The organism is Bradyrhizobium sp. CCGB20 (assembly GCF_024199855.1).
Taxonomy (GTDB): domain Bacteria; phylum Pseudomonadota; class Alphaproteobacteria; order Rhizobiales; family Xanthobacteraceae; genus Bradyrhizobium.
Map to the genome: position 1 here is coordinate 2,697,935 of NZ_JANADN010000001.1, position 23,683 is coordinate 2,721,617.

At 65.1% G+C, this 23,683-nt stretch carries 23 protein-coding genes; 19 read left to right on the top strand and 4 right to left on the bottom strand.

What is annotated here, in order from left to right; translation table 11 throughout:
* Positions 1–25: 25 nt before the first annotated feature.
* The 9 genes from NLM15_RS12530 (at position 26) to ccoS (ending at position 8,718) form a co-directional block, all read left to right on the top strand.
* A complete protein-coding gene (locus tag NLM15_RS12530) occupies positions 26–451 on the top strand; it encodes an HPP family protein (RefSeq protein ID WP_254117247.1) in 426 nt (141 codons plus the stop codon).
* A 365-nt stretch (positions 452–816) separates the two neighbouring features.
* Complete coding sequence (gene ccoN, locus NLM15_RS12535; protein ID WP_254117248.1) at positions 817–2,466, top strand: cytochrome-c oxidase, cbb3-type subunit I; 1,650 nt, start codon at positions 817–819, stop codon at positions 2,464–2,466.
* Between the two features lie 10 nt (positions 2,467–2,476).
* Positions 2,477–3,211, top strand: a complete 735-nt coding sequence (ccoO, locus tag NLM15_RS12540) for a cytochrome-c oxidase, cbb3-type subunit II (protein WP_254117249.1) — start codon at positions 2,477–2,479, stop codon at positions 3,209–3,211.
* A gap of 13 nt (positions 3,212–3,224) precedes the next feature.
* The gene (locus NLM15_RS12545; protein ID WP_018457132.1) at positions 3,225–3,389 is read left to right on the top strand and encodes a CcoQ/FixQ family Cbb3-type cytochrome c oxidase assembly chaperone; all 165 of its coding nucleotides are present in this window, start codon (positions 3,225–3,227) and stop codon (positions 3,387–3,389) included.
* Positions 3,390–3,395: 6 nt separating this feature from the next.
* Complete coding sequence (ccoP, locus tag NLM15_RS12550) at positions 3,396–4,271, top strand: cytochrome-c oxidase, cbb3-type subunit III (RefSeq protein ID WP_254117250.1); 876 nt, start codon at positions 3,396–3,398, stop codon at positions 4,269–4,271.
* Positions 4,272–4,382: 111 nt separating this feature from the next.
* Positions 4,383–5,849, top strand: a complete 1,467-nt coding sequence (gene ccoG, locus NLM15_RS12555; RefSeq protein WP_254117251.1) for a cytochrome c oxidase accessory protein CcoG — start codon at positions 4,383–4,385, stop codon at positions 5,847–5,849.
* 15 nt (positions 5,850–5,864) lie between these two features.
* The gene (locus NLM15_RS12560) at positions 5,865–6,350 is read left to right on the top strand and encodes a FixH family protein (RefSeq protein WP_254117252.1); all 486 of its coding nucleotides are present in this window, start codon (positions 5,865–5,867) and stop codon (positions 6,348–6,350) included.
* Between the two features lie 11 nt (positions 6,351–6,361).
* Positions 6,362–8,551 (top strand): cation-translocating P-type ATPase, encoded by a 2,190-nt coding sequence (locus NLM15_RS12565; protein ID WP_254117253.1) that lies wholly within the window; start codon positions 6,362–6,364, stop codon positions 8,549–8,551.
* Complete coding sequence (ccoS, locus tag NLM15_RS12570; protein ID WP_254117254.1) at positions 8,551–8,718, top strand: cbb3-type cytochrome oxidase assembly protein CcoS; 168 nt, start codon at positions 8,551–8,553, stop codon at positions 8,716–8,718. Before NLM15_RS12565 ends, ccoS begins: the two co-directional genes overlap by 1 nt.
* Here ccoS and NLM15_RS12575 read toward each other — a convergent pair.
* Together NLM15_RS12575 and NLM15_RS12580 are read right to left on the bottom strand one after the other, a co-directional pair.
* Positions 8,715–9,917, bottom strand: a complete 1,203-nt coding sequence (locus NLM15_RS12575) for an MFS transporter (protein ID WP_254117255.1) — start codon at positions 9,915–9,917, stop codon at positions 8,715–8,717. The genes ccoS and NLM15_RS12575 overlap by 4 nt on opposite strands.
* A 105-nt stretch (positions 9,918–10,022) precedes the next feature.
* Positions 10,023–10,505: a cupin domain-containing protein gene (locus NLM15_RS12580; RefSeq protein WP_254117256.1), complete on the bottom strand. Its 483-nt coding sequence runs from the start codon at positions 10,503–10,505 to the stop codon at positions 10,023–10,025.
* Positions 10,506–10,741: 236 nt separating this feature from the next.
* Between NLM15_RS12580 and NLM15_RS12585 the strand changes: the two genes are divergently transcribed.
* Together NLM15_RS12585 and NLM15_RS12590 are read left to right on the top strand one after the other, a co-directional pair.
* Positions 10,742–11,026, top strand: a complete 285-nt coding sequence (locus tag NLM15_RS12585) for a hypothetical protein (RefSeq protein ID WP_254117257.1) — start codon at positions 10,742–10,744, stop codon at positions 11,024–11,026.
* Between the two features lie 81 nt (positions 11,027–11,107).
* Positions 11,108–11,824, top strand: a complete 717-nt coding sequence (locus NLM15_RS12590; RefSeq protein ID WP_254117258.1) for a peroxiredoxin-like family protein — start codon at positions 11,108–11,110, stop codon at positions 11,822–11,824.
* A 172-nt stretch (positions 11,825–11,996) separates the two neighbouring features.
* Here NLM15_RS12590 and NLM15_RS12595 read toward each other — a convergent pair whose 3' ends face one another.
* Positions 11,997–12,884 carry a LysR family transcriptional regulator gene (locus tag NLM15_RS12595; RefSeq protein WP_254117259.1) on the bottom strand — a complete coding sequence of 296 codons (888 nt, stop codon included), beginning with the start codon at positions 12,882–12,884 and terminating at the stop codon, positions 11,997–11,999.
* A 203-nt stretch (positions 12,885–13,087) separates the two neighbouring features.
* On the opposite strand from NLM15_RS12595, the gene NLM15_RS12600 reads away from it, so the two are divergent.
* Entirely contained in the window at positions 13,088–14,224 is a 1,137-nt protein-coding gene (locus NLM15_RS12600; protein ID WP_254117260.1) for a patatin-like phospholipase family protein, read from the top strand.
* A gap of 91 nt (positions 14,225–14,315) precedes the next feature.
* The gene (locus NLM15_RS12605; protein WP_254117261.1) at positions 14,316–15,266 is read left to right on the top strand and encodes an oxygenase MpaB family protein; all 951 of its coding nucleotides are present in this window, start codon (positions 14,316–14,318) and stop codon (positions 15,264–15,266) included.
* 130 nt (positions 15,267–15,396) lie between these two features.
* Here NLM15_RS12605 and glgA read toward each other — a convergent pair whose 3' ends face one another.
* The gene (gene glgA / locus NLM15_RS12610; protein WP_254117262.1) at positions 15,397–16,812 is read right to left on the bottom strand and encodes a glycogen synthase GlgA; all 1,416 of its coding nucleotides are present in this window, start codon (positions 16,810–16,812) and stop codon (positions 15,397–15,399) included.
* Positions 16,813–17,006: 194 nt separating this feature from the next.
* On the opposite strand from glgA, the gene NLM15_RS12615 reads away from it, so the two are divergent.
* The 6 genes from NLM15_RS12615 (at position 17,007) to NLM15_RS12640 (ending at position 23,642) form a co-directional block, all read left to right on the top strand.
* Positions 17,007–18,203: a CaiB/BaiF CoA-transferase family protein gene (locus tag NLM15_RS12615; protein WP_254117263.1), complete on the top strand. Its 1,197-nt coding sequence runs from the start codon at positions 17,007–17,009 to the stop codon at positions 18,201–18,203.
* A 132-nt stretch (positions 18,204–18,335) separates the two neighbouring features.
* Positions 18,336–19,871, top strand: a complete 1,536-nt coding sequence (locus tag NLM15_RS12620) for an ABC transporter substrate-binding protein (RefSeq protein WP_254117264.1) — start codon at positions 18,336–18,338, stop codon at positions 19,869–19,871.
* Positions 19,872–19,878: 7 nt separating this feature from the next.
* The gene (locus tag NLM15_RS12625) at positions 19,879–20,829 is read left to right on the top strand and encodes an ABC transporter permease (RefSeq protein WP_254117265.1); all 951 of its coding nucleotides are present in this window, start codon (positions 19,879–19,881) and stop codon (positions 20,827–20,829) included.
* A complete protein-coding gene (locus NLM15_RS12630) occupies positions 20,816–21,685 on the top strand; it encodes an ABC transporter permease (RefSeq protein WP_254117266.1) in 870 nt (289 codons plus the stop codon). The genes NLM15_RS12625 and NLM15_RS12630 overlap by 14 nt, the downstream gene beginning before the upstream one ends.
* Positions 21,682–22,674: an ABC transporter ATP-binding protein gene (locus NLM15_RS12635; RefSeq protein ID WP_254117267.1), complete on the top strand. Its 993-nt coding sequence runs from the start codon at positions 21,682–21,684 to the stop codon at positions 22,672–22,674. The genes NLM15_RS12630 and NLM15_RS12635 overlap by 4 nt, the downstream gene beginning before the upstream one ends.
* Positions 22,671–23,642, top strand: coding sequence for an ABC transporter ATP-binding protein (locus tag NLM15_RS12640; RefSeq protein WP_254117268.1), 972 nt, complete (start codon positions 22,671–22,673; stop codon positions 23,640–23,642). The genes NLM15_RS12635 and NLM15_RS12640 overlap by 4 nt, the downstream gene beginning before the upstream one ends.
* Positions 23,643–23,683: the final 41 nt, after the last annotated feature.

Below are 23,683 nucleotides of genomic sequence, written 5' to 3' on the forward strand. Positions count from 1 at the left end.
GAAAGCTATCCGAGGAGGACGCGCCGTGTACAAATTTCTTGAAGAGACCGTCGACGGCTACATGACGCGCAACGTCAAGGCGGTGCGGCGCGACCACGATCTGCTCGCGCTCAGCGAGATGTTCGAAAACGACGATTTCAACTCCTATCCGGTCGAGGACGACGGACAGGTGGTCGGCATCGTCACCAAATTCGACATCCTGAAGTGCTTCGCCTTCACGCCGAGCCAGATGCTGCCGCGCTATCACGAGCTGATGAGCCGCAAGATCGGCGACGTGATGACGCCCGAGTTCATCTATGTCAGCCCCGACACGCGGTTGACGCGCGTGCTCCAGATCATGGTCGAGCACCGCATCCGCAGCATCATCGTGCTCGACGGTGCACAAAAGCTGGCCGGAATCATCGCCCGCGAGGACGTGATCGCCGCGCTCAAGGCGACGGCGATGGACTGACGGTGCCTCTTCCCTTCTCCCCTTGTGGGAGAAGGTGGCATAGGCGGCCTTCGGCGGCCGTTCCTGAGAACGCCGATGCTTCGCATCGGCTATGGCGCCGGATGAGGGGTATCTCTCCGCGCATTCAATAGGCGTTGGACTCGTGGAGAGATACCCCTCACCCAAGTGAGTTTGCTGCACGGTCCTCGCTGCCCTCTCCCACAAGGGGGAGAGGGCACCTCAACCGGCGGCTCAGCAGAAATACGGGAGAAATCCCGAAAAGTCCGCCCGATCCGAAGTGCCAAAGCTCTCACTTGATTTCAATCAATTCCCCGCGAGGGTGAATGTGGTTTCTGGCCCGGTGTTCTTTCGAAAGAGAATCCGCGATGAGCCAGCCCTCCATCTCCAAATCCATGTCCATCGGTGAAAGCGGCCTGGCTGTCGGGTTCGCGGTCACCGCCTTCCTCTGCGTGATCGCCTCGGCCAAGGCGCTCGATGCGCCTTTCGCCTTCCACGCCGCGCTCAGCGCGGCGGCGAGCCTCGCTGTGGTCTTTGGTATCATCAACCGCTACTTCGATCGTCCGCCGGCGCTGCCGCCGGCGGAGATCGACGGCCGCCCCAACTACAATATGGGTCCGATCAAGTTCACCGCTGTCATGGCGATGTTCTGGGGCATTGCCGGCTTCCTCGTCGGCCTCATCATCGCCTCGCAGCTGGCCTGGCCCGCGCTGAACTTCGATCTGCCCTGGACCAGCTTCGGCCGTCTGCGTCCGCTGCACACCTCGGCGGTGATCTTCGCCTTCGGTGGCAACGTACTGATCGGCACGTCGCTCTATGTGGTGCAGAAGTCCTGCCGCGTGCGGCTCGCCGGCGACCTCGCGCCCTGGTTCGTCGTGATCGGCTACAATTTCTTCATCCTGATCGCCGGCACCGGCTATCTGCTCGGCGTCACCCAGTCCAAGGAATATGCCGAGCCGGAATGGTATGCCGACCTCTGGCTCACCATCGTCTGGGTCGTCTATCTCCTGGTCTTCCTTGCCACCATCATCAAGCGCAAAGAGCCACATATCTTCGTCGCGAACTGGTTCTATCTCGCCTTCATCGTGACGATCGCGGTTCTGCATCTCGGCAACAATCCGGCCCTCCCGGTCTCGGTGTTCGGCTCGAAATCCTACATCGCCTGGGGCGGCATCCAGGACGCCATGTTCCAGTGGTGGTACGGCCACAACGCGGTCGGCTTCTTCCTGACCGCCGGCTTCCTCGCCATCATGTACTACTTCATTCCGAAGCGCGCCGAGCGGCCGATCTATTCCTATCGCCTCTCGATCATCCACTTCTGGGCGCTGATCTTCCTCTACATCTGGGCAGGTCCCCACCATCTGCACTACACGGCGCTGCCGGACTGGACGCAGACGCTCGGCATGACCTTCTCGATCATGCTGTGGATGCCGTCCTGGGGCGGCATGATCAACGGCCTGATGACGCTGTCGGGCGCCTGGGACAAGCTGCGCACCGATCCCGTGCTGCGCATGCTCGTCGTCTCCGTCGCCTTCTACGGCATGTCGACCTTCGAAGGTCCGATGATGTCGATCAAGGTGGTGAACTCGCTCAGCCACTACACCGACTGGACCATCGGCCACGTGCATTCCGGCGCGCTCGGCTGGGTCGGTTTCGTCTCCTTCGGCGCGCTGTACTGCCTGGTGCCCTGGGTGTGGAATCGCAAGGGCCTCTACAGCCTCAAGCTCGTCAACTGGCACTTCTGGATCGCGACCCTCGGCATCGTTCTCTACATCTCGGCGATGTGGGTGTCCGGCATCCTCCAGGGCCTGATGTGGCGCGCCTACACCTCGCTCGGCTTCCTCGAATATTCCTTCATCGAGAGCGTCGAGGCGATGCATCCCTTCTACATCATCCGCGCCGCCGGCGGCGGCCTGTTCCTGATCGGCGCGCTGATCATGGCCTACAATCTCTGGATGACCGTTCGCGTTGGCGAACAGGAAGTCCAGATGCCCGTCGCTCTCCAGCCGGCGGAATGAGGAGCCTTCCATGTCGTTCTGGACACGCCACCAAATCTTCGAAAAGAACTCGATCGTCCTGATCGTCGGCATCCTGCTGGTGATCGCGATCGGCGGTCTCGTCGAGATCACCCCGCTGTTCTATCTCAAGAGCACGATCGAGGCGGTCGACGGGGTGCGGCCCTACACGCCGCTGGAGCTCGCGGGCCGCAACGTCTACGTCCGCGAGGGCTGCTATCTCTGCCATTCGCAGATGATCCGCCCGCTGCGTGACGAGGTCGAGCGCTACGGCCACTTCTCGCTCGCTGCCGAGAGCATGTACGACCATCCGTTCCAGTGGGGCTCGAAGCGCACCGGTCCCGACCTTGCCCGCGTCGGCGCCAAATATTCCGACGACTGGCACGTGACCCACCTGACCAACCCGCGCGCGATCGTGCCGCAGTCGGTGATGCCGGGCTATCCGTTCCTGAGCCAGACCGAGGTCGATCCCGATACGATCGCCGACCACATGAAGACGCTGAAGGCCGTCGGCACGCCATACACCGACGACCAGATCGCGAACGCGGGCGCCGACCTGAAGGCGCAGGCCGATCCTGACAATGCCGGCTCCGACGCCTTCAGCAAGCGCTACGCCAGGGCCGTCGTGCGCAACTTCGACGGCAAGGCCGGCACGCCGACCGAGATGGACGCGCTGATCGCGTACCTCCAGATGCTCGGCACGCTGGTCGACTTCAAGCTCTACAACGAGAAAGCCAATCTTCGCTGAGAAGGCATCAACGATGAAAGCCATCCTGACACTCGACAATCTCGCGTCCGGTCTCGTCACCACGATCTGGACGCCGGTGTTCGTCGCGATCTTTCTCGCGATCATCGCCTACGCACTTTGGCCCCGCAACAAGGCCGCTTTCGACGAAGCGGCTCACCTGCCGTTGCGGGAGGAGTAAGGGATCATGACCGATCATCATAGCGACATCGATTCCGTCACCGGCAAGTCCACGACCGGACATGAGTGGGACGGCATCAAGGAACTCAACACGCCGCTGCCGCGCTGGTGGGTGATCTCCTTCTACCTCACCATCGTCTGGGCGATCGGTTATTGGATCGTCTATCCGGCCTGGCCGCTGATCTCCAGCAACACGACCGGCCTGTTCGGCTATTCGTCGCGTGCCGACGTCGCGGTCGAGCTCGCCAATCTCGAGAAGATCCGCGGCGACAAGATGGCGGTGCTTGGCGCGGCCTCGCTCGCCGACATCGAGAAGGACCCGGCGTTGCTTGCGCTCGCGCGCGCCAAGGGCAAGACCGTGTTCGGCGACAATTGCGCGCCGTGTCACGGCTCGGGCGGCGCCGGCGCAAAAGGCTTCCCGAACCTCAACGACGACGACTGGCTGTGGGGCGGCACGCTCGACCAGATCATGCAGACCATCCAGTTCGGCGCGCGTTCGGGCCACGCCAAGGCGCATGAGGGCCAGATGCTCGCCTTCGGCAAGGACGGTGTGCTGAAGAGCGACGAGATCGTCACGGTCGCCAACTATGTGCGGTCGCTGTCGGGCCTCTCGACCCGCAAGGGCTTCGATGCCGCCAAGGGCGAGAAGATTTTTGCGGAGAATTGCGTCGCCTGCCACGGCGACGGCGGCAAGGGCAACCCGGAGATGGGCGCACCGAACCTGACCGACAAGATCTGGCTCTACGGCTCGGACGAGGCGAGCCTGATCGAGACCATCAGCCTCGGCCGCGCCGGCGTGATGCCGGCCTGGGAAGGGCGGCTCGATCCCGCCACCATCAAGGCGATGGCGGTCTACGTCCACTCGCTGGGCGGTGGAAAATAACCTGCGCGGGACAGGCGGGGGCGAACAAAAGTGCCCCCGCTTGAGCTGGATCAACTGACGCGGCGGCGTCGGGTCTAGGTTTAATCGCACCTTCTCGAGACAACTTTCGCGATGAACAAGACCGTGAACCCGAACGAGCTCACATCGGACGACGACAACGGGCCGCTCTATGTGGCCCAGAAGAAAGTCTATCCCCAAAGCATCTCCGGCACGTTCCGCCGGATCAAATGGGGCCTGATGGCGTTCTGCCTCGGCGTCTACTACTTCCTGCCCTTCGTGCGCTGGAATCGCGGCCTCGGCGCCCCTAGCCAGGCGGTGCTGATCGATCTTCCCAACAGCCGCTTCTATTTCTTCTTCATCGAGCTGTGGCCGCAGGAGGTCTACTACTTCACCGGCCTGTTGATCGTCGCCGCGGTGGCGCTGTTCCTGATGAATTCGATCGGCGGCCGTATCTGGTGCGGCTATCTCTGCCCGCAGACGGTGTGGACCGATCTGTTCTACGCCGTCGAGCGTCTGGTCGAGGGCGACCGCCGCGAGCGGATGAGGAAGGACAAGTCGTCCGACCCGATGAAGCTCGAGCGCATCTCCGAAATCGTGCTCAAGCATTCGATCTGGCTGCTGATCGCCTGGTGGACCGGCGGCGCCTGGGTGCTCTATTTCAACGACGCGCCGACGCTGGTGAAGGAGCTCGTCACCTTCCAGGCGCCGATGATCGCCTATATCTGGATCGCCATCCTCACCGCGACGACCTATCTGCTCGCCGGCTTCATGCGCGAGCAGGTCTGCACCTATATGTGCCCGTGGCCGCGAATCCAGGCGGCGCTCACCGACGAATGGGCGCTCAACGTCACCTACCGCTACGACCGCGGCGAGAAGCGTACCTCGGTCAAGAAGGCCGCCGAGCTGCGTGCACTCGGCGAGCAGGTCGGCGATTGCGTCGACTGCTATCAATGCGTCGCGGTCTGTCCGACCGGCATCGACATCCGCAACGGGCCGCAGCTCGAATGCATCCAGTGCGGGCTCTGCATCGACGCCTGCGACAACGTCATGACCAAGATCGGCCGGCCGAAGCGGCTGATCGGCTACGACAACGACATCAACATCCAGCGCCGCCAGGAAGGCAAGGCGCCGGTCTACCGTATCGTCCGGGCCCGAACCGTCGCCTATAGCGCGATCATCGCGGCGGTTGGCGGCATCATGGTCTATACGCTGGCGACGCGCAGCCTGCTCGACGTCAACGTGCTGCACGACCGCAACCCGGTCGCGGTCAGGCTCAGCGACGGCTCGATCCGCAACGCCTATACGGTACGGCTGCTGAACAAGAGCGGCTATGACCGCGTCGTCGCCATCGACGCGAACGGTCCGGCCAATCTGACCACGCACGTCGTCGGCATCGATTCCGTGACGCCGGACAGGCCGATGATCGTGATCCCGCGCGACTCCACCAGCGAGCTGCGCCTGCTCGTCACCGCGCCGGCGGAGAGCAATCCGGAGAAGTCCATTCCCGTGCGCTTCCACGTCACCGACATCGGCCTTGGCGAGGTCGCCACCGCCACCGACAATTTCGTCGCGCCGTAAGTTCAGGAGACTGCCATGGCCGCCAAGCCGCTGACCGGAACGAAAGTGTTCCTGATGCTGGTCGCCTTCTTCGGGCTCGTGATCGGCGTCAACGTGACCATGATGAAGCTCGCGATCGCGACGCTGCCCGGCACCGACGTCGACAGCCCCTATGCCGCGGGCCTGACCTATGACCGCGAGATTTCCGCGGCGCAGGACCAGGCCGCGCGCAAATGGCAGGTCAACGCGCACATCGAGCGCCGCGCCGATGGCGCCGCGACGCTCCAGGTCGATGCCCGCGACGCGAAGGGCCAGCCGATGAGCGGCCTGAAATTCGGCGGACGCCTGGAACGGCCGACCGACAAGCGCGCCGATCTCCAGGTAGAGCTCTCCGAGGCCGGCATCGGCATCTATCGCGGCAATGCCGCTGCCGTTGCGCCGGGCCAGTGGGATCTCGTGATCGAAGGCGAGGCGCGGGGACAGCGCGTGTTCATGTCGCGCAATCGCGTGATCCTGAACTGAAGGATTGTGTCATGCAGGTCACGCGGGATTTTTCGCATTACGTCCGGGCCGCGGGCGCGGGCGTGCAGCATATCGATCTGGCGGTCGAGGGCGTTCACTGCGCCGGCTGCATGGCCAAGATCGAGCGCGGCCTGTCGGCCATCCCCGACGTCACGCTGGCGCGCGTCAACCTCACCGATCGCCGTGTCGCGCTGGAATGGAAGCAGGGCACGCTCGATCCCGCCCGGTTCATCGACCGGCTCGAAGAGCTCGGCTACAAGGCTTACCCTTACGAGACCGAGAGCGCTGAAGCGACGGAAGTTGCCGAATCCCGCTTCCTGCTGCGCTGCCTCGGCGTCGCCGCGTTCGCCACCATGAACGTGATGATGCTGTCGATCCCGGTGTGGTCGGGCAACGTCTCGGACATGCTGCCTGAGCAGCGCGACTTCTTCCACTGGCTGTCGGCGCTGATCGCGCTGCCGGCGGCGGCCTATGCCGGCCAGCCGTTCTTCCGATCGGCCTGGCGCGCGCTGTCGAACAAGACCACCAACATGGACGTGCCGATCTCGATCGGGGTGTGCCTCGCGCTCGGCATGTCCGTGGTCGAGACCCTCCATCACGCCGAGCACGCTTATTTCGACGCGGCGATCATGTTGCTCACGTTTCTTCTGGTCGGCCGCTTCCTCGACCAGAACATGCGGCGGCGGACCCGCGCGGTGGCCGGCAATCTCGCCGCGCTGAAGGCGGAGACGGCGGCCAAGTTCGTCGGCCCCGATGAGATCTCGCAGGTGCCGGTCGCGGCGATCCATCCCGGCGACATCGTGCTGCTGCGGCCCGGCGAGCGCTGCGCCGTCGATGGCACCGTGATCGAGGGTCGTTCCGAGATCGACCAGAGCCTGATCACCGGCGAGACGCTCTATGTCACCGCGGAGCGGGGCACGCCGGTCTATGCCGGCGCGATGAACATCTCGGGCACGCTGCGGGTACGGGTCTCGGCGGCGTCGGAGGCGACGCTGCTGGCCGAGATCACGCGGTTGCTCGACAACGCGCTGCAGGCGCGCTCGCGCTACATGCGGCTCGCCGACCGCGCCTCGCGGCTCTACGCGCCGGTGGTGCACGCGACGGCGCTGATCACCATTTTGGGCTGGGTCATTGCCGGCGCCAGTTGGCATGATGCGATCGTCACCGGCGTGGCCGTTCTGATCATCACCTGTCCCTGCGCGCTCGGCCTTGCCATTCCAACCGTGCAGACGGTCGCCTCGGGCGCGATGTTCAAGGCGGGCGTGCTGCTCAATTCGGGCGATGCCATCGAGCGGCTGGCGGAGGCCGACCATGTCATCTTCGACAAGACCGGCACGCTGACGCTGCCCGATCTCGAAGTGACGAATGTGGCCGACATTCCCGCCGATATCTTCGAACTCGCCGGGCGCCTCGCGCTGTCGAGCCATCATCCGGTCGCTGCGGCGGTTGCGCAGGCCGCCGCCGCGAGATCGCCTGTTGTCGGTGCGGTCGAGGAGGCCGGGCAGGGCGTGCGGGCGAATGTCGACGGTGTCGAGATCCGCCTTGGCCGCCCGTCCTTCTGCGGCGCCGAGCCATTGGTCGGCGGCGTGAGGCTCGACCCCGAAGCCTCCATCGTGGCGTTCAGCAAGGGCAGCGAAAGATTCATCCTGTCGGTTCGGCAGGGCCTGCGGCCGGACGCCCAGGCGGTGATCGCGGCGCTGAAGGCGCGCAATATCGGCATCGAGATCCTCTCCGGTGACCGCGAGCCGGCGGTGATCGCGGCGGCCCATGCGCTCTGTATCGCCGAATGGCGCGCCGGCGTCACGCCGGCCGACAAGATCGCGCGGATCGAGGAATTGAAGCGGCGCGGCGCCAAGGTGCTGATGGTCGGCGACGGCATGAACGATGCGCCGTCGCTGGCGGCGGCACATGTCTCGATGTCGCCGATCTCGGCCGCGCATCTCAGCCAGGCCACCGCCGATCTCGTCTTCCTCGGTCGGCCGCTGGCACCCGTCGTCGCAGCGATCGATTCCGCGCGCAAGGCGCTGCATTTGATGCGGCAGAACCTCTGGCTGGCGATCCTCTATAATGTCCTCGCCGTGCCGGTCGCGATCAGCGGCGTCGTGACGCCCCTGATCGCGGCGGCCGCCATGAGCGGATCGTCGATCCTGGTGATGCTGAATTCGCTTCGCGCGCGCAGCGCTTCGCGGGAGATCGTGTGATGGAAATCCTGGTCATCCTGGTGCCGCTGGCGCTGATGCTTGGAGGCGCCGGTCTCGTCGCCTTTCTCTGGTCGCTCCGCAGTGGCCAGTACGACGATCTCGACGGCGCGGCCTGGCGCGCGATTGCCGACGATGAGCCGCCGCAGGAGATTCCGGCCAAGCGCTAGCGCTTCAAGGCGAAGGTGAGCAGGGCGGCGGCCGCGAGCGCCACGCCGACTCCGGCAACACACGCATGCCAGCCGAAGGCATCGAACAGACGTCCGAGCACGGCCGTACCGACGAGCCCACCGCAGAAATAGCAGGCGAGATAGGTACCGCTGGCGACGCCGCGATTGTCGGTCGCCGCCTGTCCGACCAATCCCGTCGCGGCGGCCTGCGCGAAAAAGGTTCCGACGCCGACCAGAACCATTCCGGTGAGGACCTCGGCCAGATGCGGCGTCAGCATCAGTGGCAGGCCCAGTCCAGCGACGGCCAGCGAACCCCAGATCGTCGGCCGCGTGCCGATGCGCGCGGCCACCTTGCCGGCCAGCAACGTCGTGACGACCGACGGCAGGAAGACGAAATAGACGAGGCCAAGATCCATCATGCCGAGTGACAGCGGCGGTCGGACCAGAACGAAATTGACGAAGGTGAAGGTACCGATGAAGGCGAACAGGATGCAGAAGCCGATGCCGAAGGCAGCGCGAAGCTGCGGATTGCGCCAGTGCGCGACCATGGCCGCCGGCGGCGAGGCCGCCGGTGCCGTCGCCGGCATAGGCTGTACGCGCTTGATCGTGAAGTAGACCAGCACGGCGCCGGTGAGATTGAGGGCGGCGAAGACATAGAAATTCCATTGCAGGCCGAGACCGTCGGCGACCGCGGCCGAGATCAGCCGACCGACGAGATTGCTGGCGACATTGCCGGTGATGTAGGCGGCAAAAGCGCCGCCCGCGTCCATGGCGCTGCATTGCTCGCCGAGGTGGGCCAGCGTCAGCGCGAAGGCGGACGCCATGCAGAGGCCTTGGGCTATCCGCAGGGCGGTAAAGACGGCGAGATTCGGCGCGACCGCAAGCAGGCTGGTCGGGATTGCGAGAAGCGTCAGGCTGAGGAGAATTCCTCTGCGGCGATCAATAAGGGGACTGAGAAAGCCGACGACGAGGCCTGCGACCGCCATGCCGAACGTGCTGGCATTGACGGCAAAGCCCATCGCCGCGGGCGTCGCACCGTAGTGGCGCGTCAGCGAGGGCAGGATCGCCTGTGTCGCGAAGAGATCGACGACGGTCAGGAAGGCGGTCAAGCCGATGACGAGCGAGCGGAGCACAACTCCCTCGCCATGCACATCCATGGCGATCGGGTCGGTCCTGATGCGTGCGGAAAGGTCGACCATGATGCGGCTTCTCCTGTGACGGATGCGGCGCCCGGCGGGGCTGGTGGCGTGGGGGATCCCGGGCGCCGCATCCGGTAACGGGTGCGCTGGGGCGGGGCGCGCGCGTTACATGTTGTGGTCGTGCGGGTCCTTGCGGACGTCGCCGACATAAAGAACGACCGTCTCCTTGCCGAGGTTCTTCCACCAATGCGAGGTGCCGAACGTTTCGGGGCGGAGGTCGCCGGCCTTGTGCACGATCGGATCGGCACAGTTGGAGGCGTATTCGACGATCTCGCCCTGCTGCACGAAGATCAGGGCAGGGCGGTCGTCATGGCTGTGCCAGGGCACGATGCCGCCGGGCTCGATGGTCAGCTTGCGGAAGCGCAGCTCGCGGCCTTCGATATGCGCCGGTTGCTTGCCGAGGTCGATTGCGCCGAGCGTGACGTCGGTGACGCCGACCGGCTTGTGGTCGACCATCTGTTGCGCGTTTGGCTTGATCTTGTCCGCCGGGCAGTCGCCGGCGAGCACCGGTTGCGCCGAGAGTGTCAGTGCACCGAAGATCGCGAGGCCCGGCCAGACCGCGCGTGACAATGTGTGATGCCTAGACATGGAATTCTCCTGTGTTGGCCGCAACCGCGATGGTCGCCGGCGATGTCAGGAGCTTGGTCGAGACGGCGTCTGGCTTGAAATGCCGGTTCGCTCTCGATGCGATAGCGCCGCGCTATGTTGATAGGCGCGCGCTATCGAACCGATTGGGGATCGGCATTTCCGTTTCCCGAGCTTCCGGCGTCCGATGGCCGTGCGCCCGATTGGCGGGCGTCTACGTCGATCCGGAGGAGCACTTCATGACGAAATTGTCCAAGACCATGATCGCCACGGCCATGTTTGCGGTGATCGCCACATCGGCCTTCTCTGAGGCGACGTGGGATTTCAAGGCCGGCATGGCCTATATGTATGGCGGCCCCGGCAAGATGTCGGCGATGGCCATGGCTCCGGCCGAGAAGAACCACGAGGCGATGATGAAGAATGCGAAGAAGGTGCCCGACAACACCGTCTTCTTCATGGACAACGGATCGCTCTACTCCACCTCGGGGCGGCTCGATCCGACCGGCAATTTCTACGTGAACTGAGCCGCCCCGCCGTCGCGGCCGCCCCTTGCGGGCGGCCGAACCGGGCAACTATTATTCGCCCCCAGAACGCCGGAGCAGAAGATGACGTCTCTTTCGCCAGCCGACGCCGAACGGCTCAAGGTCGCTTTTCAGCGCTGCCGCGACATGGATGGCACGTTGAACGAGCAGCTCCGCGCCTATGCCGATGCCAGCCGCGAGGTCTTCCCAGCCTATGGCGAGGCGGTCGATCGCCTTGTGGTGAGACTAGGCGGGAACGGCGGCGGCGAGACCGCGCCGCGCCCGGGCGATGCGATGCCCCCATTCATGCTGCCGGATGAAAGCGGACGGCTCGTCGCGCTGACTGCGCTGCTGGAGCGTGGCCCGGTCGCGGTGATGTTCTTCCGCGGTCATTGGTGCCCTTATTGCCGGCTCAATGTTCGTGCGGTGGTCCAGGCGCTGGACCGCATCGAGGCCATGGGTGCGCGGATCGTCGCGATCATGCCGGAGACGCAGGAATATACAAGCCAACTCAAGGCGGACGCCGGTGCCCCATTTCCGATCCTGACCGATCTCGATAATGGCTATGCGCTGTCACTCAATCTCGCGATCTGGCTCGGCAGCGAGATCCAGAGCTTGTTGTCCTATCAGGACATGGCAAAATTTCACGGCAATGATGGCTGGATGCTGCCGATCCCGGCCGTGTTCGTGATCGGCCGCGACGGCCTCGTGAAAGCCCGCTTCGTCGATCCGGATTTCCGCAAGCGCATGGAGATCGACGATCTGCTCGCGGCGCTGGAGAGTGCGAGCAAGGAGAATTGAGTTTCTCTTGCCTTCTGCCCTTGCGGGAGAAGGTGGCGCGAAGCGCCGGATGAGGGGTTGTCGCGGCGTATTCTCAAGTGAGAGAATCGTGCGCAGAGAGAACCCCTCACCCGTCTCGCCGCTACGCGGCGATCCACCCTCTCCCACAAGGGGAGAGGGTAAGCGGCAGGCTCTACCCCGCGATCGCTCGCCAGTCCGCGCCGCGCAGCATCCGCATCACGGCGTTGGCGACCGCCGTGCGCTGCCGGCCGGCAACTCCGTAGAGGCTGACGGTGCGGCGGGCGTCGAGCCCCGTGACCGTGGCGCGCGTCAGCTTTTCCGGTACGGGTGAGGTGTGCGGCAGCATGGCGACGCCGATGTCGGCCTCGACCAGCTCGATCAAATCGCGCTCGTTCGAGATCTCGTGGCCATGTTCGACGTCGATGCCGCATTCGCGCAGGCTCGCGGAGATCCGGCCGAAATGCTCGCAGAACGTCCGGCTCAGCATCTGCTCTGCGCGCAGGTCGTCCAGGTCGATCGCGCTGCGGCCGGCCAGCCGGTGTCCGTCGCTGACGACGAGGTCGAAGTTTTCGGTGAACAGGGGCCAGACGTCGAGCCGCTCCCAGGATTCGTCGATCTCGGCGGCGATGCCGAGCTCGGCCTCGCCTTTCTTCAGGAACTCGGCGACCTCGCGGCTCGAGCCGCGCAGGAAGCGGAATTCGAGCCGGTTGAACTGCCGTTTGATCTCGTTGAGATACGGAATCAGCAGCGCGAGGTCAATCGAATGCGTCAGCGCGATGCGGAGCGCGCCGATTTCTCCGCTCCTGAACGAGGAGGCGAGCGAGCGCGCGCCGGCGGCGGCGTCATAGCACTGCTTCAGCAGCGGATGCATGCGCTGGCCGAGCTCGGTCAATTGGGCCGCCGGCCGCTCGCGACGAAACAGGTCGCCGCCCAACTCGGCCTCGAGCTGCTTGATCGCGCGCGTCAGCGAGGGCTGCGTCACGTTGCACTCCTCGGCGGCGCGCGTGAAATTCAACAGCTGCGCCACCGCGAGGAAATAGCGGACCTGGTGCATTTCCATGGATCGGCTCCCCAGCAGGATCGGTCGGAAATCTAGCCGATCAGGGCGGGGAATGACATCCCGCTTGCGATAGCGCGCGGGCATGGATTCGAAAGCCAAGCGGCATTCCAAAAGATCCTGCGATCTTCTAAAACGGTAGTGCGTAACAAGACCGTCGCGTCCGACGAATATTCGGCCGGGGGCGGGCTTACCAGGAGCGAACCATGAGCGGCGCGAAGGGCAAAGGTATGGAAATCCCCGGGCAAGTCGTGCTGGTGCTGCAAGGCGGCGGTGCGCTTGGTTCCTATCAGGTTGGTGTCTACCAGGCCCTGCACGAGGCGGGCATCGAGCCCGACTGGATCATCGGCACCTCGATCGGTGCCATCAATGCGAGCCTTATCGCGGGCAACGCGCCGAAAAACCGGCTCGCGCGGCTGAGAGAGTTCTGGAAACGGATGGAGCAGAAGCCGGCTTGGGACTGGCGCGCCGCATTTCCCGGCTTCAACGAGAAGCTGGCCTATTGGTCGACCGTGACCCACGGCATTCCGGGCTTTTTCCGCCCCAATCCGCTGGCGCATGCCGGGGATTCCTATCCGCTCGGCGCTGATCACGCCGGCTACTATTCGACCGCACCGCTCGAAGCGACGCTGCGCGAGCTCGTCGACTTTGATCTCGCCAATCGATGCGCGCCGCGCCTGACGGTCGGTGCGGCTCACGTCGGCACCAGCGAAATGCGCTATTTCGACAGCCGCGACGGCGAATTGACGGTGAAGCACATCATGGCCTCGGGCGCGCTGCCGCCGGCTTTCCCGGCCGTACGTATCGACGGCGAGCTCTATTGGGACGGCGGCATCCTGTCGAACACGCCGACGGAAGCGGTGTTCGACGACAATCCACGCAGGAATTCGCTGATCTTCTCGGTGCATTTGTGGAATCCCGTCGGCGCCGAGCCTGCGACGATGGCGGAGGTCTTGAACCGGCACAAGGACGTGATGTACTCCAGCCGCATCGCCAGCCAGATCACGCGCCAGCAGCAAACCCATCGCTTGCGACACGTCATCAACCAGCTTGCAGCGCGGCTGCCTGAGACCGAGCGTAGCGATCCCGCCGTGATGGAGTTGATGAGCTACGGCTGTCCGACCCGCATGCACGTGGTTCGGTTGCTCGCGCCACAGCTCGATCGTGAGACCCATACCAAGGACATGGACTTCAGTCCGTCCGGGATCACGCGGCGCTGGCATGCCGGTTATGCTCACACGAAGTCGGTGCTCGCGCGAAAACCGTGGATCGGCGAATTCGACCCGCTGGCCGGCGTGGTGCTGCACGAGCATATGGACGAGATGCCGATTGCGGCGGAGTGAGGGCCTTGTCGCTGATTGTTTCGCGCGATGACGATTTCATGCGGGTGCTGTCCGGGTTATTGTTGCCGCGTCTTCATCGCGAGGCTTGCAATTGGTCGATGAGAGGGATTTGGAGTCGACGTTAGAGCTCGTCCGCGCCGACGCGGCGGGGCCGGTGGCCGGCGTGTTCGGTCCTGACACGGTGACGTGGCGGATCGACCGGGAGGCTGTCATCTTTCTCGGTGCCGGCCGCGCGTTGCTCCTTCAACTCGCGCATCCCTGGGTCGCGGCCGCCATCGCCGAGCATTCGCGGACCCTTGCCGATCCGATCGGCCGCTTCCATCGCACCTTCGACATCGTCTTTGCCATGGTGTTCGGCTCGCTTGACCGGGCGCAGCTGTCGTCCCGGCAACTGCACCGGCGTCACAGCATGATCGTCGGCAAGATGCCCGAGGCCGTCGGTCCGTTCGCGGCCGGCTCGCGCTACTGCGCCAACGACATCCCGTCGCTGCGCTGGGTTCATGCGACGCTGGTCGAGACCGCGCTGATGGCGCACGATCTGGTGCTGCCGCCGCTCTCGGCCGAGGAGCGCGAGCGCTACTGGATGGAGAGCCGGACGTATGGCGCGTTGTTCGGATTGACGGGCGATGATCTGCCGGCGGATTGGGCCGGCTTTGCTGTCTACACGGCGGCGATGGCACAGTCGGAGACGCTGACCGTCAGCCCGGCCGCACGCGAGATCGCCGCGCAGATCTTTGGCGGCGCGCGCCCGTGGCTGCGGCCACCGCGATGGTATCGCGCGCTCACGGCGCGGATGTTGCCAGAGCCGATACGTGCGGGTTTTGGGTTTGAGTTAAGCGAGCGTGACGCGAGATCGGCGGACAACGCGCTGAGATGGATCAGGCGCGTCTATCCGAAACTGCCTGACCGGCTGCGCTATGTCGGTCCCTATCAGGAAGCGCTGGCGCGGCTGAATGGCGAGACCGGGCCCGACTGGATGACCCGCTGCCTCAACCGGGCTTGGATCGGCCGGCCGCAGATGGACGTGCGCGGGAAGGGGTGATGTTCTCCGCCGGCACCACAAACTCCGTCATTGCGAGCGTAACGAAGCAATCCAGACTGCTGCCGCGGCGGAGGGATTCTGGATTGCTTCGCTACGCTCGCAATGACGTGCAAACGCCTCGGGCGCTCTCTCACGCCGACGCCAGCTTCCGGTACAGCGCGCTATAGCTGCCGGCCGAGATGTTCCAGGAAAACGATCGTCCCATCGCGCTGCGGCGCATGGAGTCGAGCTGGTCCTGCGCCATGAAGGTCGAGAAGGCGCGGCGGACGCCGCCGAGGAAGGACGCTCGCGAGGGCTGCGAGAACAAAAAGCCGGTTTCGCCGTCGGTGATGGTCTCGGCAAGGCCGCCGGTCTGGTGACCGATGGGCAGCGAGCCGAAACGCTGGGCGTACATCTGGCTGAGCCCGCAGGGCTCGAAGCGCGACGGCATCAATGTGAAGTCGCTGCCAGCGAAGATGCGGCGGGCCTGGGCCTCGTTGAAGCCGATCGTAACCCCGATCGCGTCGGGGCGGCGGCGATGGGCGTCGATCAGCGCCTGCTCGAGCGCGGGCTCGCCGGAGCCGGTGACCACGATCTGCCCGCCGGCATCGATGATCTCGTCGGCGGCCGACAGCACGAGGTCGATGCCCTTCTGGTGCACGAGGCGTGCGACGATCGCGAACATCGGTCCGCGCGACACCGCGAGCCCGAACTGCTTGCGCACATAGTCGGCATTGGCCTTCTTGCCGACCCAGTCGCCGGCGCCGAATTGCTGGGCGAGCTGGGCGCAGGAGCGGGGGTCCCAGCTCTCGTCGATGCCGTTGAGGATGCCGGTGAGCTCGGCCGCGTCGGAGCGGACGCGCAACAGGCCTTCGAGACCGCAGCCGAATTCCTCCGTCGTGATCTCGCGTGCGTAAGTGCCGCTGACGGTGGTGAGATGCGAGGCATAGACCAGCCCGGCCTTGAGGAAGGAGAGCTGGTCGTAGAACTCGACGCCGTCGATGTGGAAGGAGCTTTCGGGGACGCCGATCCGCCGCAGCGAGTCTTTCGGGAAGAGACCCTGATAGGCGAGGTTGTGGATGGTCAGGATCGACGGCAGCCTGGCCCCGCGCCAGGCGAGATAGGCCGGCACGAGCGAGGCCTGCCAGTCATTGGCATGGATCAGGTCTGCTGCCCAATTCTTGTCCAGCTTGCCCATGGCCAGCTCAGCGGCTGCCGAGGCAAAGCGCGCAAAGCGGATGTCGTTGTCGGGCCAGTCGCGTCCGGACTCGTCGCCATAGGGATTGCCGGGCCGGTCGTAGAGTTGTGAGCACAACAGCACATAGACCGGCAGGCCGTCCTTGGTCGCGGCCCGGCCGAGCGAGCAGGCCGGCATCTCCGCGAACGGCGGACAGCGGCCAACGATCTGAATATGCGTGAGTTGTTCGATGATGTCGCGATAGCCGGGCAACATGACCCGAATGTCGGCGAAGGCACGCAGGGCTCGGGGAAGGGCGGCCGAAACGGCGCCGAGTCCGCCAACGCGGACGAAGTCGTCCATCTCGGTTGTGACGAACAAGACCCTCAAGAACAGCTGCCCTCTTCCGATCCCTCTTGCTGCTATGCAAGAACGGGTCCAGTTGTCCTGGAATTCCCAAGCCCGCCCGCAGAACGCGTCCGTTCGGTAAAGACTTTCCTACCCAGCCGCCGCCCTCTAGGGTCGGCGCATCAACAAGAGAGAACTTCGATAGTTCCTAAGCGGCCGAGGGGGCGCAGGCGGGCATGCAGTTAGCAGATAAGCATGAGGGGACGACGACAAAGGCTTTCGCGGGCCTGAGGGTCCTGGATTTTTCGACCACCATCGCCGGTCCCCACTGCGCCCGGATGCTTGCCGACATGGGCGCCGAGGTCATCAAGATCGAGACCGACGGCGGCGAGACGATGCGGACCCGGCCGCCGCTGCGCAAGGGCTGCAGCACCGTGTTCGGCCAGCTCAATGTCGGCAAGAAAAGCGTGGTGCTCGACCTCAAATCCGAGGACGGCAAGGAGGCGGTGCGTCGACTGGTCGCGACCGCCGACATCCTGGTCGAGAATTTTCGCCCCGGCGTGATGCGCCGCCTGCGGCTCGACTACGACAATTTGCGGCCGGTCAACCCGAAGCTGATCTATTGCTCGATCTCGGGCTATGGCCAGAGCGGCCCCTCGGCCGAGCTGCCGGCCTATGCCCCGGTGATCCATGCGGCCTCCGGCTACGACATGGCGCACCTCGCCTACCAGCCCGGCCGCAACCGCCCGGATTATTGCGGCATCTATCACGCCGACGTCGTCACCGGCACCTACGGTTTCGGCGCGATTGCATCTGCGCTGTATCAGCGCACCGTGACCGGGCTCGGCCAGCACGTCGACGTCTCCATGCTGGAATCGATGCTGAGCTTGACGGTGATCGAGTTGCAGAGCTCGCAATTCGCCGTGAAGCCGCCGCCGCGCCCTATGTTCGGCCCGACCGAGACGGCGAATGGCTACGTCATGATCACGGTCGCCAGCGAGAAGACGTTTCAGGGCCTGATGGGGGTGATCGGCCGGCCCGAATGGATCACCGACGCGCGCTTCTCCAGCTATGCCCCGCGCCGCGAGAACTGGGCCGACATGATGGATGGCGTCGAAGCCTGGTCGCGGCCGCTCACGACCGACGCGTGCCTTGTCGCGCTAAGTGCGGCCGGCGTGCCGGCCTCGGCCTATCGCACCGTGTCCGAGGCGCTCGCCGATCCGCAGCTCGCGCACCGGCAGGCGCTCTCGTCCGTGGAGGACCAGGGCGGCTCGTTCCAGGTGCTCAATATGCCGTTCCGGATGTCGGGCGCCGACACCGCGCCCGCCAAGACGATGGCCGTGCTCGGCGAGCACACGGATGCGCTGCGCGACGAGATTGGCCTCGCCAGTGAGGCGCCAATTCCGTCAGGCAAAACAGCGACGCCGCGCTGAGCGCATTGCGCCGCGCGCGTGCGGCATTTGATCTCTCGTGCGTTCCTCTTGCCGTCGCGTGCATTTGTCGCCAATCTCGCCTCCGAGTCATTCAACGATCCGAAACATCGGACGAGGATCCCGGGAGGAACCATGACGAACATTGCTGCCGCGGTGCGCAAGCATGCGCCGATTTTCCTTGTTGCGGCATTTGCGCTTGTCCCACCAGCGCAAGCGCAAAAATCGGGCGGCAGCATCACCGTCGGCCAGGAGCTGGAGATTACGGGCTTCGATCCGCTCAAGGTCGGCGTCTACGACACCTCGACCTTCACCGCGGCGGCCGCGATCTTCGACACGCTGACCACGCTCGATGAGAAGGGCGAGGCCGCGCCAAAGCTGGCGGTGTCCTGGACCCATTCCGACGACTACAAGAGCTGGACCTTCAAGCTGCGCCAGGGCGTGAAATTCCACGACGGCACGCCGTTCAACGCGCAGGCCTTCAAGGAGAATTTCGACCGGCAGAAGGACCCCGCCAACAAGTGCCGCTGCGCCTTCTACATCACCAACGTCAAGGAGGTGCTGGCGCCCGACGAATACACCGTCGTCTATAACCTCACCGATCCAGCCGTGAATTTGCCGGCAACCAACACCATCCAGAGCCAGAACAACGTCGTGCATTCGCCGACGGCCTGGAAGACCAAGGGCGACGACTACAACCGCAATCCCGTCGGCACCGGCCCCTACATCCTGAAGTCATGGACCGCGGGCGACCGCATGGTGCTGGAGAAGAACCCCAACTACTGGGACAAGGGCCGGCCCTATCTCGATCGCATCATCCTGAAGCCGCTGCCCGACGCGCAGTCGCGTTTCGCCTCGCTGCAATCGGGCGAGGCCGACATCATCTGGGATGACGAGAACGACGCCGACAACATCATGAAGGCGCAGAAGGACTCCAAGCTCACCGTGCACACCTACAAGGGCTCGGGCGCACAGGTCTATGCCTTCAACACCAAGCAGGCGCCGTTCGACGACGTCCGCGTGCGGCAGGCGTTGGTGATGTCGATCGACCGTCCAAAAATGTCGCAGGCGATCAGCAACGGCCTGAGCCGGCCCGCGTCCAACCCTTACGGCGACGGCTCCTGGGTCAAATGCAAGGACGACGGCGCGTTGCCGTTCGACGTCGAGAAGGCCAAGGCCCTGATCAAGGACTATGGCAAGCCGGTCGAGTTCAAGATGCTGGTGACTGCGACGCCGCGCGGCCGCATGATCGGCCAGGTGCTCCAGCAGTTCTGGAAGCGCGCCGGCGCCAATATGGAGATCGAGCAGGTCGACCAGGCCACCATCCCGCCGCGCGCCTTCATGCGTCAGTTCCAGCTCGTGCCGTGGCGCATCGTCGACCTCGCCGATCCCGATCCGCAGATGTATGCGAACTTCCGCAGCGGCAGTCCGCTGGCGCTCTCCAATTTTGCCGATCCGGAGCTGGACCGGCTGCTCGATCATTCGCGCACCACCGCCGATACCGCGGCGCGTATCGAGGACTATTGCGCGATCAGCCGCCTGATCAACAAGGAGGCGATCTGGTTCTGGACCTTCCAGAACACCTATTATGCGCTGTCGAGCGCCAAGCTGAAGGGCTTTCCAAAAATCTACAATGGCGTGATCGACGTCTCCACCACCTGGCTGGAATGACCGCGCGATGCTGAACTTCGTCTTGCGGCGGCTGCTTGCCATCCTGCCGGTGCTGCTTGCGGTCTCGCTGCTCACCTTCCTGATCGCCTCGCTGTTGCCGGGCGATCTCGCCTACGTCATCCTCGGTGATCAGGCGACGCCGGAGAATGTCGCGGCGCTGCGCCGTGACATGGGGCTCGACCAGCCGCTGTGGTGGCGTTACCTCAGCTGGCTCGGTCACGTGCTGCAAGGCGATCTCGGCCGCTCGTTCCGCACCGGGCAGACGGTGCTGCAGGCGGTCGCCGAGCGCATTCCGGTCTCGCTCGAGCTGATGCTGATGGCCGAGTTCATCGGGCTTCTGATCGGCGTTCCCGTCGCGATTGCCTGCGCCGCGCGGGCCGGCGGTGCGTTCGACCGGTTCATGACCGGCAGCGCCTTCGCCATGCTGTCGATGCCGTCGTTCCTGACCGCCATTCTCCTGATCTACCTGTTCGCGGTCGAGCTGCACTGGCTGCCGGCGACCGGCTATGTGCCGTTCAGCGAGGCGCCGCTGTCGAACCTGCGCTTCTTCGTGCTGCCGGCGCTGACATTGGCGCTGGCGGAATGGCCCGGCATCATGCGGGTGCTGCGCTCCGACATGATCGCGACCTTGCAGGAGGACTATATCGCGCTCGCGAAAGCGAAAGGCCTCAAGCCCGCGCGCATCCTGTTCGTGCATGCGCTCAAACCATCATCGCTGACCCTGGTGACGGTGACAGGCATCAATATCGGCCGCCTGCTCGGCGGCACGCTGATCGTGGAATCGATCTTCGCGCTGCCGGGCATCGGTCGGCTGCTGGTTGGCGCGATCTATACCCGCGACCTCGTCATCCTCCAGGGCGTGGTTCTGCTGGTCGCCTGCGGCTTCGTCCTCGTCAATTTCATCGTCGACATGCTCTACGCCGTGCTCGATCCGAGGATCCGCCATGGCCACGCTTGAGCTTTCGATCCAGGACGAGGTGTCCGCGCCCGTGCGTCGCAGGCGCAAGCTCGGCCTGTTGTTCTGGCTCGCGAGCGCCTGGCTCGCGATCATCCTGTCGCTCGCGATCCTCGCGCCGGTGCTGCCGTTGCAGAATCCTGTAGACATGGACATGCTGGAGCGCCGCGCCGCGTTCTCCACCGAGCACTGGCTCGGTACCGACGGGCTCGGCCGCGACGAGCTGGCCCGCTTGATCTTTGGCGCGCGCGTGTCGCTGACGGTGGGGCTGATCGCGCCGATGATCGGTCTTGGCATCGGGGGGGCGCTTGGTCTCCTCGCCGGCTATTTCCGCGGCCGGTTCGAGACGCTGGTGGTCGGCAGCATGGACGTGCTGCTGGCCTTTCCGCCGCTGATCTTCGCGCTCGCGGTGACTGCCTATCTCGGCCAGTCCATTCCCAACCTTACAATCATCCTCGGAGTGCTCGGCATTCCCGCCTTCATGCGCGTGGCGCGTGCGGCGACGCTGACGCTGGCGCGGCGCGAATTCGTGATCGCGGCCGAAGCGCTCGGCGCCAGCCACGCGCGCATCCTGCTGCGCGAGCTGCTGCCGAACGTGATCCTGCCGCTGCTGGCTTTCTTCCTGCTCGGCGTCGCCGTCACCATCGTGGTCGAGGGCGCGCTGTCCTTCCTCGGGCTCGGCGTGCCGCCGCCGATGGCGAGCTGGGGCAGCATGATCGGCGAGGGCCGCGACAGCCTCGACGTCGCGCCGCGGCTGGCCTTCCTGCCGGCGGCGGGGCTGTTCTTGACCGTGCTGGCCTTCAACCTGGTCGGCGACACCTTGCGGGCCCTGACCGACCCGCGTCAGGGGGCGCTGTGAGCACGCCGCTGTTGACCATCGAGGACGTCGCGGTCGAGCTGCCGACCCCGCGCGGAAACTTGCGCGCCGTGGATCATGTCGATCTGTCGCTGGAGGCCGGCCGCACGCTCGGCATCGTCGGCGAATCCGGCTGCGGCAAGACCATGCTGTCGCGCGCGGTGCTTCAGCTGCTTCCGAAGAAGGCGAAGCTGACGGGCCGGGTGATGTTCGACGGCCAGGATCTGGTGCGGCTCGATGCAGAGCGCCTGCGGCAGCTGCGCGGCCGCGATCTCGCGGTCGTATTCCAGGACCCGATGACCTCGCTCAATCCGGTGCTCACCATCGGTACCCAGTTGATGGAGACGATCCAGGAGCATCTCGAACTCGACGCGCCGGCTGCGAAGAAGCGCAGCATCGAGCTGCTCGCCGCCGTCGGCATTCCAGCGCCGGAGCAGCGGCTCGCGCAATATCCGCATCAATGTTCCGGCGGCATGCGCCAGCGCATCGCGATCGCGATCGCGCTGTCCTGCGAACCAAAGCTCCTGATTGCGGACGAGCCGACCACGGCGCTCGACGTCACCATCCAGGCGCAGATCCTCGACCTGCTCGCGCGCGAGCAGCGCCGCCGTCACATGGCGATGATCATCATCACCCATGATCTCGGCGTCGTCGCCGGCCGTGCCGACGAGGTCGCGGTGATGTACGCGGGCAGGGTGGTCGAGCGCGCGCCGACCCAGGCGTTGTTCAAGCGCATGCATATGCCCTACACCGAGGCGCTGCTGGCGGCGATCCCGAAGCTGGAAACCGCCCCGCATACGCCGTTGCCGGCCATCTCCGGCCGTCCGCCCGATCCGACCCGGCCGCTGAAGGGCTGCTCCTTCGCCCCGCGCTGCCGTTATGCCACCGGGCGCTGTCACGAGGCCAAGCCCGAATTGAAGAGCGCGGAGATGCCGGGACATGTCTATGCCTGCTTCCATCCGATCCAGATGACGGAGGGAATTGGCGCATGATGCAGCTTGCCGTGCGCGACGAGCCGCTCCTGGACGTCGACAATCTCGTCGTCGAATATGGTCTCGGCAACAAGACGGTGCATGCCGTCTCCGGCGTCAGCCTCCAGGTCGCGCGCGGCGAGACACTGGGGCTGGTCGGCGAATCCGGCTGCGGCAAGTCGACGCTGGGGCGCGCGGTGCTGCAACTCCGCCGCGCCAGATCCGGCCGCGTGCTGTTCGACGGCGAGGACCTCACCGCGATGGAGGGCGATGCGCTGCGCAAGATGCGCCGCCGCGTGCAGCTCATTTTCCAGGATCCGATCGCCTCGCTCAATCCGCGCCGGCGCATCGGCGACATCGTGGCCGAGCCGCTGATCATCGCCGGCGTCAAGGACGCCGCGGAGCGCAAGCGGAGGGTTCACGACGTGCTCTCCGCGGTCGGGCTCGATCCTGATCTCGTGGCGGGACGTCTGCCGCATGAATTCTCCGGCGGCCAGTGTCAGCGCATCTGCATCGCGCGGTCGCTCGTGCTCAACCCCGAATTCATCGTCTGCGACGAGCCGGTCTCGGCGTTGGATGTCTCCATCCGCGCGCAGATCCTCAACCTGCTGGAGGAGATGAAGGCGCGTTTCGGCTTGACGCTGCTGTTCATCGCCCATGACCTCGCGGTGGTCAAAGCGGTCAGCGACCGCGTCGCGGTGATGTATCTCGGCCGGCTCTGCGAGGTCGGGCCATCGGTGCAATTGTTCGCAAAACCCGCGCATCCCTATACCAGCCTGCTGCTGCAGGCGATCCCGGTGCCGGATCCGGACGTGCGTCCCGCCGAGAGTGTGGCGACCGGCGAGCCGCCATCGCCGATTGCGCCGCCGTCCGGGTGCCGCTTCCGCACGCGCTGCCCCCGGGCCGATCAGCGATGCAGCGCGGAGATACCGGAGTTGCGCGAGGTCGCACCCGGCCAGTTCGCGGCTTGCCACCATCCGCTGGCCTGAACTAAGACCGCTGCCAGGTTTGTCTCGCCCCGCCGCCCGTG

Coding starts and splice junctions, on each gene's coding strand:
- ccoN (WP_254117248.1), top strand. CDS start 817: ATGAGCCAGCCCTCCATCTCCAAATCCATGTCCATCGGTGAAAGCGGC.
- ccoO (WP_254117249.1), top strand. CDS start 2,477: ATGTCGTTCTGGACACGCCACCAAATCTTCGAAAAGAACTCGATCGTC.
- NLM15_RS12545 (WP_018457132.1), top strand. CDS start 3,225: ATGAAAGCCATCCTGACACTCGACAATCTCGCGTCCGGTCTCGTCACC.
- ccoP (WP_254117250.1), top strand. CDS start 3,396: ATGACCGATCATCATAGCGACATCGATTCCGTCACCGGCAAGTCCACG.
- ccoG (WP_254117251.1), top strand. CDS start 4,383: ATGAACAAGACCGTGAACCCGAACGAGCTCACATCGGACGACGACAAC.
- NLM15_RS12560 (WP_254117252.1), top strand. CDS start 5,865: ATGGCCGCCAAGCCGCTGACCGGAACGAAAGTGTTCCTGATGCTGGTC.
- NLM15_RS12565 (WP_254117253.1), top strand. CDS start 6,362: ATGCAGGTCACGCGGGATTTTTCGCATTACGTCCGGGCCGCGGGCGCG.
- ccoS (WP_254117254.1), top strand. CDS start 8,551: ATGGAAATCCTGGTCATCCTGGTGCCGCTGGCGCTGATGCTTGGAGGC.
- NLM15_RS12575 (WP_254117255.1), bottom strand. CDS start 9,917: ATGGTCGACCTTTCCGCACGCATCAGGACCGACCCGATCGCCATGGAT.
- NLM15_RS12580 (WP_254117256.1), bottom strand. CDS start 10,505: ATGTCTAGGCATCACACATTGTCACGCGCGGTCTGGCCGGGCCTCGCG.
- NLM15_RS12585 (WP_254117257.1), top strand. CDS start 10,742: ATGACGAAATTGTCCAAGACCATGATCGCCACGGCCATGTTTGCGGTG.
- NLM15_RS12590 (WP_254117258.1), top strand. CDS start 11,108: ATGACGTCTCTTTCGCCAGCCGACGCCGAACGGCTCAAGGTCGCTTTT.
- NLM15_RS12595 (WP_254117259.1), bottom strand. CDS start 12,884: ATGGAAATGCACCAGGTCCGCTATTTCCTCGCGGTGGCGCAGCTGTTG.
- NLM15_RS12600 (WP_254117260.1), top strand. CDS start 13,088: ATGAGCGGCGCGAAGGGCAAAGGTATGGAAATCCCCGGGCAAGTCGTG.
- NLM15_RS12615 (WP_254117263.1), top strand. CDS start 17,007: ATGCAGTTAGCAGATAAGCATGAGGGGACGACGACAAAGGCTTTCGCG.
- NLM15_RS12620 (WP_254117264.1), top strand. CDS start 18,336: ATGACGAACATTGCTGCCGCGGTGCGCAAGCATGCGCCGATTTTCCTT.
- NLM15_RS12625 (WP_254117265.1), top strand. CDS start 19,879: ATGCTGAACTTCGTCTTGCGGCGGCTGCTTGCCATCCTGCCGGTGCTG.
- NLM15_RS12630 (WP_254117266.1), top strand. CDS start 20,816: ATGGCCACGCTTGAGCTTTCGATCCAGGACGAGGTGTCCGCGCCCGTG.
- NLM15_RS12640 (WP_254117268.1), top strand. CDS start 22,671: ATGATGCAGCTTGCCGTGCGCGACGAGCCGCTCCTGGACGTCGACAAT.